Below are 13526 nucleotides of genomic sequence, written 5' to 3' on the forward strand. Positions count from 1 at the left end.
GGTCAGGACTCCTGGTCGTGCCGATTGACCCGCTCTTCCAACTTGTTCTGCAGGTGCGAGAGCACCGTGGCCAGAATCCAGTAGATCAGCGCGGCGGCAAGGTACATGGTGAACACTTCGAAGGTGCGAGCCGTGATCAGCTGCGCCTGGCGGAACAGCTCCGGCACCTGGATGGTGGCAGCCAGCGCGGTGTCCTTGACCAGCGAGATGAAACTGTTGCCCAGCGGCGGCAATGCGGTGCGCATCGCTTGCGGGATGATGGCCCGGCGCAGGGTCTGCGCACGGGTCATGCCGATGCTGGCGGCAGCTTCCCACTGACCGCGCTCGATGGAGCTGATTGCGGAACGCAGGATTTCACAGGCGTAGGCGGCCATGTTCAGCGAGAAGCCGATCAGGGCCGCCGGCAGCGGATCGAGTTCCATGCCCAATTGCGGCAAGCCGTAATAGATCACGAACAGTTGCACCAGCAACGGCGTGCCGCGAAAGAACGACACGTAGATGCGGGCGATCCAGCTCACCGTTTTGAAGCGCGACAGGCGCATCAACGCCAGGCCAAAGCCCATCACCAGGCCAAAGAACATCCCGCCCAGGCTCAAGATGACCGTGTAGTACGCGCCCTTCAGCAGAAAGGGCGCGGAATCCAGTGCGAGTTGGAAAGCTTCTTCCATTATTGAGTGACGTCAGCGCTGAAGTATTTTTCCGAAAGCTTTTTCAGCGTGCCATCGGCGCGCAGCTTGTCGATGGCCTTGTTTACAGCTGCCAACAGCTCAGGCTCGCCTTTGCGCAGGGCAATACCGGCTTCCTGACGGGAGAACGCTTCGCCGGCAGCCACGGTTTTCGGTGCTTTCTTGGCGTATTCAAGCGCAGCCAGACGGTCGATCAGGATGACATCGGTTCGGCCATTGTTCAGGTCAGCGAACTTGGTCGGATCATCGTCGTAGGTGCGTACGTCGGCACCCGGCACATTGGCTTTCACCCACTGTTCGTAGTTGGTACCCAGGCCTACGCCGACTTTTTTGCCGGACAAGTCAGCGGCTGTCTTGATGTTAAGCGCGGCTTCCTTACTCTTCAGCACCAGCGCCTGAATCCCGGAAACGGTGTACGGCTCGGAGAAGTCATACTTCTTCTTGCGCTCTTCGGAGATGGTCACCTGGTTGATTACCGCGTCCAGACGCTTGGATTCCAGCGCTGCGAGGATGCCGTCCCATTTGGTCGGTTGCAGTTTGACCTTCACGCCCAGTTCTTTGGCCAGGGCTTCGGAGAATTCGACTTCGAAACCGGCCAGTTTGCCGTCGGCGTCGACGTAGCTGAACGGTGGGTAAGTGCCTTCCAGACCGACGTTGATCACGCCTGCGTCCTTGATTTTTTGCAGCTGCTCACCGGCAACCGCTTGCCCCAGCAGACCCGCGCTCAGTGCCAGGCCTAGCGAACCGACCAGCAGATTTCGACGTAGTGCGGAAAAATTCATGACAAGCCCCTGTGTTTTCTTATGAAGACGCTTTTAGGAATGTTGGCAAAATCGGGATTTGGACGACTGCAATATCCTGCCCTAAAGCAGCGTATGCGTCTCGCTGCAAATTCGCCTGCGGCGTGACTATATGATGGCGCTTTTAGATAGGAAAATAATAAATATTGAGTTTGTTATTCTTTAATCGAATATCTCAGCGAGATCGTTCCCACGCTCTGCGTGGGAATGCCTCAAGGGACGCTCCGCGTTCCAATGGGACGCAGATCCCACGCAGAGCGTGGGAACGATCACTACAGGAAGTCTTTATAGGCAAACAACGCCGGCGCCCCACCCGTGTGCAGGAAGATGATCGGGCCGTCGTTGAAGCGCTGACGACCGATGCCATCGAGCAATCCGGCCATGGCCTTGCCGGTATACACCGGATCCAGCAACAACCCTTCCTGACTTGCCACCAGCTTCACCGCCGCCAGCGTCCCGGCATTCGGCTCGCCATAACGCGGGCCGAAATATTCGTCCCACAGCTCAACCTTGAAACTCGCCGGCAGGCTCACGCCCAGCAACTCGGCAGTGCGCTCGGCCAGGCCCTGGACTTTCGGCCGCTGATCCTCATCGCTACGGGAAACTGTGACGCCAATCACTGGCAAATCCGGGAGTGCTTCACTCAGTGCCAGTGCCAGGCCGCTGTGAGTCCCGGCGCTGCCCGAAGCCAGCACCACGGCGGCGAATTCCAGGCCGGTATCCTTGATCTGTTCCGCCAGTTCCAGACCAGCGCGCACATAACCCAAAGCGCCCAGCGCGTTGGAGCCGCCAATCGGCACCAGATACGGCTTCTTGCCGTTATTGCGCAGACGATCGGCCAGGGCCTGCAATTGCTCATCGGCGTTGTCGAGGTTTTCCACCAGCTCGACCTTGGCATCGAACAGGTCCAGCAGCAGTCGATTGCCGTTGCCGAGATAGTTGGTGTCGTCAGTGCCCAACGGGTTTTCCAGCAGCGCGACGCAGCTCAAGCCAAGTTTGGCGGCAATGGCGGCGGTCTGGCGTACGTGGTTGGACTGAAGCGCGCCAGCGGTAATCAATGTGTCGGCGCCCTGGGCCAGGGCATCGGCCGCCAGGTATTCAAGTTTGCGCAGCTTGTTGCCGCCCATGGCCAGCGGTGTCAGGTCATCGCGTTTGACGTACAGGTCGCGACCGAGCCAGGTCGACAGGCGTTCGAGTTTTTCCAGAGCAGTAGGGTGGCCGAGGAGGTCGAGGCGGTTAAAGCGGGCAAGCTGTTGTTTGATCATGGGTCCGTACTGGCCAAGGGAGATGTCAGGACTATAGGCACGCCTATATGCGTGGGCAACCGTCAATCGTATATATCCAAAAGTGTTGAACACAGCACTATTGGTTCTTAATTCGGCTTCCGGACCTTGCCGTAAAGTAATCGCCGATAGCGCGGCCAGACAGTCCGGCCGCCCGTGAGGAGTTTTTACCGTGAGCGAGCGTTCCAGCCATTGGCAATTGCAGACCATCGTCAGCCAACTGCGTACGGCACGCGACCAGTGGCGTGCGCAAAACGGCCGTGCCAGCGGCGAGCAGGGCGGTCGCGAGTTGCCTTCCCGGGCCGCCATGGCGGAGATTCTTGAAGCGCTGTGCGGTGCCCTGTTTCCGATGCGTCTGGGGCCAGTGGATTTGCGTGAGGAGAGCGAAGACTTCTATGTCGGCCACACGCTGGATGTCGCGTTGAATGCGCTGCTGGCGCAGGCGCGACTCGAACTGCGTTACGCCGCTCGCCACAGTGCCGAGGCCGACACCGAAGTCGAAGCCAAGACCATTGCGATCATTCAGGATTTTGCCCTCGCGTTGCCGGGGCTGCGCAGTCTGCTGGACACCGATGTGCTGGCGGCCTATCACGGCGACCCGGCGGCGCGCAGCGTCGATGAAGTGCTGCTGTGCTATCCGGGGATTCTGGCGGTGATTCACCATCGTCTGGCTCACCATTTGTATCGCGCCGGGTTGCCGCTGCTGGCGCGGATCAGCGCGGAAATCGCCCACTCGGCCACCGGCATCGACATCCATCCGGGCGCACAGATCGGTCGTAGCTTCTTCATCGATCACGGGACGGGTGTAGTCATCGGCGAGACGGCGATCATTGGTGAGCGCGTGCGGATTTATCAGGCCGTGACCCTGGGCGCCAAGCGTTTCCCGTCGGATGAGGACGGGCAGTTGCAGAAGGGTCATCCGCGGCACCCGATAGTTGAGGATGATGTGGTGATCTATGCCGGGGCGACGATTTTGGGGCGGATCACTATTGGCAAGGGTTCGACCATTGGCGGCAATGTCTGGCTGACCCGCAGCGTGCCGCCGGGTTGCAACCTGACGCAGGCGAATTTGCAGCATGATGATGGGACGCAGAAGTAAATCCTCGACTTTTTGCTGCCTGTAGAAGCTGTGTAGGAGCTGTCGAGTGAAACGAGGCTGCGATCTTTTGATCTTGCTTTTAAAAGGATCAAGATCAAAAGATCGCAGCCTCGTTTCACTCGACAGCTCCTACAACAGCTCCTGCAAAATCCTCCAAATCCCCCGTCATACCCATCCTTGAGCTAGCGTACAGAACGTACCGCCGAGCCTTGCGATTAGTCCTTAGCAGCCTATTCATGTTTAACTTGAACGCTCATTCAAGTTAAACCGCCGGTTTGCTGCCCGTTCACAACAGGAGGCTTGCCTTGCCGAGTCTGTTACTGATTGCCCTGTTTCACCCCTTCGAGGTGCACCTTCCATGAGTGCATCGTCCCTCCCTCCAAGCGGCCAGGTCCGCATGAATCCGCCGGTGTTTTACTTCGCGGCGACGTTCATTCTGCTGTTCGGCATTGTCGTCATCGCCATGCCTGAACAGGCCGGCGCCTGGCTGCTGGAAGCGCAAAACTGGGCGGCCAACACGGTCGGCTGGTACTACATGCTCGCTATGACGCTGTATCTGGTCTTCGTGGTGGTCACCGCCTTGTCCGGCTACGGCAAGATCAAGCTCGGTGCCGACCACGACGAGCCCGAATTCAGTTACCTGTCCTGGGCCGGCATGCTGTTCGCCGCCGGGATCAGCATCACGCTGTTCTTCTTTTGCGTGTCCGAACCGCTGACCCATTTGGCGCAACCGCCGCAAGGCGAGGCCGGTACGGCGGATGCGGCGCGTCAGGCGATGCAGATTCTGTTTCTGCACTGGGGTCTGCACGGCTGGGGTGTGTTTGCCTTTGTCGGCATGGCGCTGGCCTACTTCGCCTACCGCCACAACCTGCCGCTGGCCCTGCGCTCGGCGCTCTATCCGCTGATTGGCAAACGCATCAACGGCCCGATCGGTTACGCGGTGGACGGCTTCGGCATCATCGCCACCGTGTTCGGCCTCGGCGCCGACATGGGCTTTGGTGTGTTACACCTCAACTCGGGCCTGGACTACCTGTTCGGCATCGCTCACACCCAGTGGATTCAGGTCGGCCTGATCACGTTGATGATGGGCGCGGCGATCATCGTGGCCGTGTCCGGGGTCGACAAGGGCGTGCGGGTAATGTCCGACATCAACATGCTGCTGGCCTGTGCGCTTCTGCTGTTCGTGTTGTTTGCCGGCCCTACTCAGCACTTGCTTAATACACTGATCCAGAACATCGGCGATTACCTCGGCGCGTTGCCGATGAAGAGTTTCGATCTCTATGCCTATGACAAACCCAGCGACTGGCTGGGCGGCTGGACGGTGTTCTATTGGGCCTGGTGGATTGCGTGGTCGCCGTTCGTGGGCCTGTTCATCGCGCGGATTTCCCGTGGCCGGACCATCCGCGAATTCGTCTTCGGCGTGTTGCTGATTCCGCTTGGTTTCACCCTGGCGTGGATGTCGATCTTCGGCAACAGCGCCATCGACCAAGTCCTCAACCACGGCATGACTGCGCTCGGTATGTCGGCCATCGACAACCCGTCGATGACCCTCTACCTGCTGCTGGAAACCTACCCGTGGAGCAAAACCGTCATCGCGGTGACGGTGTTCATCAGCTTCGTGTTCTTCGTGACGTCTGCCGACTCCGGCACCGTGGTGCTGTCGACGCTGTCTGCCAAGGGCGGTAATCCGGACGAAGACGGGCCGAAATGGCTGCGGGTGTTCTGGGGCGCGATGACCGCGCTGGTGACCAGTGCGCTGCTGTTCTCCGGCAGCATCGACGCGCTGAAGTCTGCGGTGGTGCTGACGTCGTTGCCGTTCTCGTTGATTTTGCTGCTGATGATGTGGGGGCTGCACAAGGCGTTCTATCTGGAGTCGCAGAAGCAGATCGCGCAGTTGCATTCCCTGGCGCCGGTGTCCGGGTCAAGGCGTGGTGGCTGGCGTCAACGTTTGACTCAGGCTGTGCATTTCCCGTCTCGCGATGAGGTGTACCGCTTCCTTGATACGACGGTGCGTCCGGCGATTGAAGAGGTGAGCGCGGTGTTCGTCGAGAAGGGTTTGAACGTGGTCACCCAACCGGACCCGGCCAACGACAACGTCAGCCTGGAAATCGGTCACGGCGAGGAGCATCCGTTTATCTATCAGGTGCAGATGCGTGGCTACTTCACGCCATCGTTTGCCCGTGGCGGCATGGGTTCCAAGGAACTCAACAACCGTCGTTATTACCGGGCTGAAGTGCATTTGAGCGAGGGCAGTCAGGACTACGATCTGGTGGGTTACACCAAGGAGCAGATCATCAACGACATCCTTGACCAGTACGAACGGCATTTGCAGTTCTTGCACTTGGTGCGTTGATCGGCGGGGCGGTGCTGCTCATGTTTCAGTGCTCAGGACCATGAACAGCACCATCGCCGCCACCGGTACACCGAACACGGCGCTGCCGACCACCAGTTCCGTGCTCAACGGCTGACCGGCATGCACTATGCCGACCGCGCCGTTGATCAGCGTCAGGGCCAGCCACAGCACCACGAAGCTGTAGACAAGGGTCTGGCGGCTGAAGCCGATTTTCTCGCCGATGAACAGCATCAGCGCCAGCAGGATCAGGCCGAAGGTGACGATGATTGTGGTGTGCATGTGGTTTTCGTCCTTCAGAGGTGTGTTGCCTTGAGGCCGTCTTCGCGGGCAAGCCTCGCTCCTACAGATTGCGCGTAACCTCTGTAGGAGCGAGGCTTGCCCGCGAAGGCGTCTGGCCTGCCTGCAAACCAGCTTAAACCAATCCACCATTAGCCCGCAGAATCTGTCCATTGACCCAAGCCGAATCCGGCCCGACCAGAAACGACACCACCCGAGCAATATCCTCCGGCTGACCCAGACGCTCCAGCGGAGGCATCTTGGCGAAGTTCTGGATCTGCTCCTCACTCTTGCCGTGCAAAAACAACTCGGTCGCCACCGGCCCCGGTGCCACAGCGTTGACGGTGATGTTGCGCCCACGCATTTCCTTGGCGAACACCTGCGTCAGCGACTCCACCGCCGCCTTGCTGGCGATGTACACGGCGTAGCCCGGCAGGTTGAGGCCGACAGTGCTGCTGGAGAAGTTGACGACCCGCCCGCCGCTGTTCAAACGCGTCGCCGCTTCACGCAAGGTGTTGAAGGTGCCGCGTGCATGGATGTTGAAGGTCTGGTCGAACAACTCGTCCGTGTGTTGCGCCAGCGGCATCACCTTGAGAATGCCGGCGTTGTTGATCAGCACATCGACCTTGCCTAACTGTGTTTCAGTCTCGTCGAACATCCGGCGCACGTCGTCGGCATTGGCCACGTCAGCCTTCACCGCTATGGCCTGATGCCCGGCCTGGCGCAATTCAACAACGAGTTTCGAGGCTTCGGTGGCGCTGCTGGCGTAGTTGATAGCGACGGCGAAACCTTCGCTGGCCAGTTGTCTGGCAATCACCGCGCCGATGCCGCGGGAGGCGCCGGTCACAATGGCAACTTTCTGAGTAGTCATGGCGTTGATTCCTGATGAGGTGGTTGTTCGGTGTGAAGCCAGATTCACATGTTTACTCAGGCCGATAAATGCACGAGAGTTGCCTTGACTGTTCAATAATCGCCAACAATCGGAGGCCGACATGGATCAAGTCAAAGCGATGAAGGTCTTCGTGCGGATCTACGAGCGCAGCAGTTTCACGCTGGCCGCCGAAGACCTGAACCTGCCGCGGGCGACATTGACCCATACGTTGAATCAGTTCGAAGCCTGGCTCGGTACGCGGTTGTTGGAACGCAGCACGCGCAAGGTGCGCCCAACGCTGGACGGCGAGGCCTATTACCAGCGTTGTGTGCACTTGCTGGCAGAACTGGAAGAAGCCGAACTGGCGTTTCGCGGCTGCGCACCCAAGGGCCGTTTGCGCGTCGACCTGCACGGCACCCTGGCCAGGCATTTTGTGATCCCGGCATTGCCACAATTCATGGCGCGTTACCCGGACATCGAACTGTCCATCAGCGAGGCCGACCGTTTTGTCGACCTGATCGCCGAGGGCGTCGACTGCGTCCTGCGCGCCGGCACCTTGAGTGATTCGGCACTTATCGGAAAACGTATCGCCAGCCTGCGCCAGATCACCTGCGCCAGCCCCGCGTACCTGCGCAAATACGGTGAACCCAAAAGCCTGGAAGACCTGAAACACCACCGGGCGGTGAACTACGTTTCGCGCACCACCGCCAAGTTATTCCCCTTCGAATTCATGCTCGATGGCGAGCTGAAAGAAGTCGCTATCGAGGGTGCGGTTTCAGTGTTCGGTGCGGAAATTTACGCGGCCTCGGCGATTGCCGGCCTCGGCCTGATCCAGTGTCCGCATTACCGAATGGAAACGCAGATCTCCCAAGGCCTGGTACAAGAAGTCCTCATCGACACGCCGCCCCCGCCAATGCCGGTTTCGGTGCTGTACCCCCACAACCGACACATGTCGCCACGGGTTCGGGTGTTTGTGGATTGGTTGGGGGAAGTGTTTGCGGGGGCTGTTTGACCTCGCTTCGCTGCTCTTGATCGTTCCCACGCTCCGCGTGGGAACGATCATCAAGATGAAACTTGTGAAACGTTTCAGCATTTTCTCGAGTCGGAGGTTTATCGGCGTTTGTCTGGGCGTATGCTGGGCAACTTGCGAAGCAGTCGATACCAAGTTCAAGACAGACAAGAGAGGATTCGATGACTTACACCGCTGCCGAAAACCGCTATGACGCTATCCCTTACCGCCGCGTGGGCCGCAGCGGTCTGGTGCTGCCGGCGCTATCCCTGGGCCTGTGGCACAACTTTGGCGACAGCACGCCGATCGACACTCAGCGCTCGCTGTTGCGTACCGCGTTCGACCTGGGCATCAACCACTTCGACCTGGCCAACAACTATGGCCCGCCGTACGGCAGTGCCGAGATCAATTTCGGTCGTTTGCTGCGTGAAGACTTCAAGCAGTATCGCGACGAGCTGATTATCTCGAGCAAGGCCGGTTGGGATATGTGGCCGGGCCCTTACGGCCAGGGCGGCGGTTCGCGCAAGTACGTGCTGGCCAGCCTCGACCAGAGCCTGCAACGCCTGGGCCTGGACTACGTGGACATCTTCTATTCCCATCGCTTCGACCCGGACACGCCGCTGGAAGAAACCGCCAGTGCGCTGGCCACCGCCGTGCAGCAAGGCAAGGCGTTGTACATCGGTATCTCGTCGTATTCCGGGGTGAAAACCCGCGAGATGGCGGCGCTGTTGAAAGAGTGGAAAGTGCCGTTGCTGATTCACCAGCCGGCGTACAACCTGCTCAATCGCTGGGTTGAAAAGGACCTGCTGGATGTCACCGACGAACTCGGCACCGGCGTGATTGCTTTCACGCCGCTGGCGCAAGGTTTGTTGACCGACAAATACCTCAATGGCATTCCGAAGGATGCGCGGGTCAATCGTCCGGGCGGTGGTTCGTTGCAGGAATCTCATCTGTCCGAAGCCAACATCGCCCATGTGCGTGGGCTCAACGAAATTGCCAAACGTCGCGGTCAGAGCCTGGCGCAACTGGCGTTGGCGTGGACGCTGCGCGATCCGCGCGTGACCTCGGCGCTGATCGGTGCGAGCCGGCCGGAGCAGATTATCGAGAACGTCGGGGCGTTGAAGAATTTGAGCTTTAGCGCTGAGGAGCTGGCGGAGATTGACCGGTTTGCCCAGGAAGGCGGGATTAATCTTTGGGAGAAGCCTTCGACGGCTGAGTAATCGTTGGACGCCGATTTATTCGGCGCCTGTTGTACCGCCTTCGCGAGCAAGCCCGCTCCCACATTCGACCGCGTTCTTGATTTCAGAACGCGGTCGAATGTGGGAGCGGGCTTGCTCGCGAAGGGGCCAGACCAAACAACAAAAAAACCGGGTTTACCGAAAGAACGGCACATCCCCCAACACCGTAGCCCGCTGCATCACCCGTCGCGCCGGCCGGTAATCATCCACGGCGTAATGCTGTGTCACGCGGTTATCCCAGAACGCCACATCGTCTTTCTGCCAGCGCCAGCGAATAGTGAATTCCGGCCGCGTCGCATGCGCAAACAACAATTTCAGAATCGCTTCACTCTCGGTTTCCGACAGCTCATTGAGCTTCGACGTGAAGCCTTCATTGACGAATAACGAACGACGTCCGCTCACCGGATGAGTGCGGATCACCGGGTGTGACAGTGGTGGATTCTTGCGGCGCGCTTCTTCCCACTGGGCCAACGCTTCAGGTGTGTTGCCATAACGCTCCAGCGGAAACGAGCGGGTGAAATCGTGGGTGGCGGTCAGCCCTTCGAGCAAGGTTTTCATCGGCGCCGACAACGCTTCATACGCCGCAATGCCACTGGCCCACAACGTGTCACCACCAAATTCCGGCAGCAACTTGGCACTCAGCACCGCGCCCATGGCCGGGGTCGGCAGGAAGGTCACGTCGGTGTACCAGATCGCGTTGTCGCGCACGTCGGTGACTGCCGTGTCGAGGATCAGCACTTCGGGCTGTTCCGGCACATTCGGGTAGATCGGATGGATGTGCAGGTCGCCGAAGTTGGCAGCGAATCGTGCCTGCTGCTGAGGCGTGATCGGCTGGTCGCGGAAGAACAACACTTGATGCTTGAGCAGCGCTTGCTCGATGGCGTCGCGTTGTTCCTGATTCAGCGGTTGGCTGACGTCGATGCCGCTGATTTGCGCGCCGAGGGCAGAGCTGAGGGGGACGATGGTCAATTTGCTCATGGCGGTTCTCTTCAATTTCGGGTGTCGTACATGAATGTTGTGAACGACACCGCGCCCGTAGGAGCTGTCGAGTGAAACGAGGCTGCGATCTTTTGATCTTTTTAGAGAGCAAGATCAAAAGATCGCAGCCTCGTTTCACTCGACAGCTCCTACAGGGTTGATCCAAAAAAGTGGGGCATCAGGACAGTTGCCCCCACATTTAAAGCTTCAGTGAGCCTGGCCATGCCACGGCACCAGTTTGCGTTGCAGGGCGCGCAGGCCCATTTCCATGGCGAAGGCGATCAGCGCGATGACCAGAATCCCCAGCACCACCACATCGGTGACCAGGAACTGCGCGGCCGACTGCACCATGAAGCCCAAACCGCTGGTGGCAGCAATCAATTCGGCAGCAACCAGTGTCGACCAGCCCACGCCGAGACCGATACGCACGCCAGTCAAAATATCCGGCAAGGCGCTCGGCAGAATCACATGGCGGATCAACTGCGCCCGGGTCGCGCCCAGCGACTGCGCGGCACGCAGCTTGGCCGGGTCGACGGTGCGCACGCCGGTTGCAGTGGCAATGGCGATCGGGGCGAAGATCGCGAGGTAGATCAGCAAGACTTTCGACAACTCGCCGATGCCGCACCAGATCACGATCAGCGGCAGATAAGCCAGTGGTGGAATCGGCCGGTAGAACTCGATCAACGGATCGAGAATGCCGCGTGCGATGCGGTTGTGGCCGATGGCGATGCCGACGGGCACGGCGGTCAGCACCGCGAAACCGAGGCCCAGACCGATTCGGCTCAAACTCGCTCCCAAGTGCTGCCACAAGGTCGAATCCATGTAGCCGGTAGTCACCAGCAGCCAGCCTTTTTGCAGGACTGCGGACGGTGGCGGCAGGAACAGCGGTTCGATCATTCCGGTGGCGGTAACGGCCCACCAAATCACAACGAGCGCCACCAGCGTCAGCACGCTGATCCAGCGCGTGTTCAAACTGCGACGTACAGGAATGACCGTCGAACCTGGTTTCACCGCAACAGCGGGAATTTCATAACTGCTCATGCGCGCTCCTGCCGTTGGGCGGCGCTGCGTTGGGAGAACACTTTGGCGAGCACGTGTTCGCGGGTTTCGATGAAGCGTGGGTCTGACTTGATCGAGCGAGCCGACTCACCGGCGGCGTAACGCTGACCGAAATCCAGGCTCAGGCGTTCGACGATTTGCCCTGGGGTCGGCGCCAGCAGAATCAAATCCGTGGCGAGGAACACCGCTTCTTCAATGTCGTGGGTAATCAGGAACACCGGTTTGGCGGTGCGCTGCCAGACTTGCAGCAGCAGCTCCTGCATCTGTTCGCGGGTGAAGGCATCGAGGGCGCCGAAGGGTTCGTCCATCAGCAGCACGCGAGGGTCGGCGGCGAGGGCGCGGGCCAGGCCGACACGTTGTTTCTGGCCACCCGAGAGCTGCCAGATGCGGCGATTTTCAAAACCGGAAAGGTCTACCAAAGCGAGCATTTCCCGGGCGCGGATTTCGCGTTTTTCCCGTGAAACGCCGGCCAGCTCCAGGCCAAAACCAACGTTGGCCAACACGTCCTGCCAAGGCAGCAAGGCGTCGTCCTGGAACACCACGCCGCGTTCGGCGCTTGGGCCTTTGACCGGCACGCCATCAAGGGTGATACGCCCGGCGCTGGGCTCGACGAAACCGGCGATCAGGTTCAACAGCGAAGTCTTGCCACTGCCGGACGGGCCGAGGGCTACCAGCAATTGCTGGGGCCCAAGACTCAGGGAAATATCCGCCAGTACCGGTTCCGGGCTGCCGGGGTACTGTGCGCTGATGCGCTCCAGCTGTAGCAAAGCCATCGCGGTTAACTCCCGATCAGTTGGTGATGAACTTGGCGCTGACGTACGGCGCGTAGTCCGGCAGCACGGCCTCGACCTTGCCTTGTTCTTTGAGGAACACAGCAGTGTCGGTGATGGCCTTGGTGGTCGGCGCACCGAGGGTGATCACTTGATCAGCCGCCAGCGGAAACACGTTGCCTTGCAGCAGCAACGGAATGTCGCTGGCCTTGGCACCGGAGAGCTTCACCAGTTTGTCGACGTTGGATTGATTGGCGAGCCAGGCTTTCGGGTCTTTGCGGTAATCGGCGTAGGCATCCAGGGTCACTTTGGCGAACGCAGTGACGATTTCCGGGTGCTTCTCGGCGAAGTCTTTACGCACGATCCAGGCATCGAAGGTCGGCGCGCCAAACTTGGCCAGTTCGCCGGAAGTGATCAGCACTTTGCCGTTTTCCTTGGCCACGCCGAGGGCTGGGTCCCACACGTAGGTAGCGTCGATGTCGCCGCGTTTCCACGCAGCGATGATGGCGGGCGGAGCGAGGTTGAGCACAGTGACTTTCGACGGATCAATGTTCCAGTGTTTGAGCGCGGCCAGCAGGCTGTAGTGGCCGGTGGAAACGAATGGCACGGCGATTTTCTTGCCGATCAGGTCCTGCGGGGTCTTGATCCCGGAACCGTCGCGGGCGACCAGGGCTTCAGCTGCGCCGATCTGCGTTGCGATGAGGAAGGTTTCGACCGGGACTTTGCGAGTGATTGCCGCCGTCAGCGGGCTGGAACCGAGGTAGCCGATCTGTACGTCACCGGACGCGATGGCGGCGATGATGTCGGCGCCATTGTCGAATTTGCGCCAGTCGATCTTGGCGTTGGTGGCTTTTTCGTAAGCACCGTCGGCCTGGGCGACTTTTGCCGGGTCTACGGTGGTCTGGTAGGCGACGGTGACGTCAGCCGCCTGGGCAAAGAAACTCGCCGCAGCCAGGGACGCGGCCGCCAGGAGGCGAAGAGGGACATTCAGTTTCATTGAGAAGCTCCTTGTCAGGCGACCGAGAGTCGGCGTGAAAAGGAGACTAAATGATCTAAGAATCCGAAAATAAATAACTTTTTCGAATGAGCTTATGAGCGGAAAAT

General features: G+C 59.6%; 13 protein-coding genes. 4 read left to right on the forward strand and 9 right to left on the reverse strand.

Features of this window, described 5'->3' with window-relative positions:
• Positions 1-2: 2 nt before the first annotated feature.
• From tcyL to ACA049_RS01160, 3 genes are all read right to left on the reverse strand, one after another.
• A complete protein-coding gene (gene tcyL, locus ACA049_RS01150; protein ID WP_497332485.1) occupies positions 3-668 on the reverse strand; it encodes a cystine ABC transporter permease in 666 nt (221 codons plus the stop codon).
• Entirely contained in the window at positions 668-1468 is an 801-nt protein-coding gene (gene tcyJ, locus ACA049_RS01155; protein WP_497332487.1) for a cystine ABC transporter substrate-binding protein, read from the reverse strand. The genes tcyL and tcyJ overlap by 1 nt, the downstream gene beginning before the upstream one ends.
• Before the next feature lie 290 nt (positions 1469-1758).
• Positions 1759-2751 carry a D-cysteine desulfhydrase gene (locus tag ACA049_RS01160; protein ID WP_497332489.1) on the reverse strand — a complete coding sequence of 331 codons (993 nt, stop codon included), beginning with the start codon at positions 2749-2751 and terminating at the stop codon, positions 1759-1761.
• A gap of 190 nt (positions 2752-2941) precedes the next feature.
• Between ACA049_RS01160 and epsC the strand changes: the two genes are divergently transcribed.
• Both epsC and betT read left to right on the forward strand, forming a co-directional pair.
• Positions 2942-3868, forward strand: coding sequence for a serine O-acetyltransferase EpsC (gene epsC, locus ACA049_RS01165; RefSeq protein ID WP_219093212.1), 927 nt, complete (start codon positions 2942-2944; stop codon positions 3866-3868).
• 397 nt (positions 3869-4265) lie between these two features.
• Positions 4266-6221 (forward strand): choline transporter BetT, encoded by a 1956-nt coding sequence (betT, locus tag ACA049_RS01170; protein ID WP_461959415.1) that lies wholly within the window; start codon positions 4266-4268, stop codon positions 6219-6221.
• 18 nt (positions 6222-6239) lie between these two features.
• On the opposite strand, the gene ACA049_RS01175 is transcribed toward betT, so the two are convergent.
• On the reverse strand, positions 6240-6500 hold the full coding sequence (locus ACA049_RS01175; RefSeq protein ID WP_497332491.1) for a hypothetical protein: 261 nt from the start codon (positions 6498-6500) through the stop codon (positions 6240-6242).
• Between the two features lie 133 nt (positions 6501-6633).
• Entirely contained in the window at positions 6634-7368 is a 735-nt protein-coding gene (locus ACA049_RS01180; RefSeq protein ID WP_497332493.1) for an SDR family oxidoreductase, read from the reverse strand.
• A gap of 121 nt (positions 7369-7489) precedes the next feature.
• On the opposite strand from ACA049_RS01180, the gene ACA049_RS01185 reads away from it, so the two are divergent.
• Positions 7490-8380, forward strand: a complete 891-nt coding sequence (locus tag ACA049_RS01185) for a LysR family transcriptional regulator (RefSeq protein ID WP_497332495.1) — start codon at positions 7490-7492, stop codon at positions 8378-8380.
• 179 nt (positions 8381-8559) lie between these two features.
• The gene (mgrA, locus tag ACA049_RS01190) at positions 8560-9597 is read left to right on the forward strand and encodes an L-glyceraldehyde 3-phosphate reductase (protein WP_497332497.1); all 1038 of its coding nucleotides are present in this window, start codon (positions 8560-8562) and stop codon (positions 9595-9597) included.
• Positions 9598-9750: 153 nt separating this feature from the next.
• Here mgrA and tauD read toward each other — a convergent pair whose 3' ends face one another.
• The 4 genes from tauD to tauA all read right to left on the reverse strand — a co-directional run bounded on the left by tauD (position 9751) and on the right by tauA (position 13419).
• Positions 9751-10593 carry a taurine dioxygenase gene (gene tauD / locus ACA049_RS01195; protein ID WP_497332499.1) on the reverse strand — a complete coding sequence of 281 codons (843 nt, stop codon included), beginning with the start codon at positions 10591-10593 and terminating at the stop codon, positions 9751-9753.
• 207 nt (positions 10594-10800) lie between these two features.
• Entirely contained in the window at positions 10801-11634 is an 834-nt protein-coding gene (gene tauC, locus ACA049_RS01200; protein ID WP_497332501.1) for a taurine ABC transporter permease TauC, read from the reverse strand.
• A complete protein-coding gene (gene tauB / locus ACA049_RS01205; protein WP_497332503.1) occupies positions 11631-12425 on the reverse strand; it encodes a taurine ABC transporter ATP-binding subunit in 795 nt (264 codons plus the stop codon). Before tauB ends, tauC begins: the two co-directional genes overlap by 4 nt.
• Before the next feature lie 16 nt (positions 12426-12441).
• Positions 12442-13419, reverse strand: coding sequence for a taurine ABC transporter substrate-binding protein (gene tauA, locus ACA049_RS01210; protein WP_497332505.1), 978 nt, complete (start codon positions 13417-13419; stop codon positions 12442-12444).
• Positions 13420-13526: the final 107 nt, after the last annotated feature.

This window comes from Pseudomonas sp. LBUM1662 (assembly GCF_059695915.1).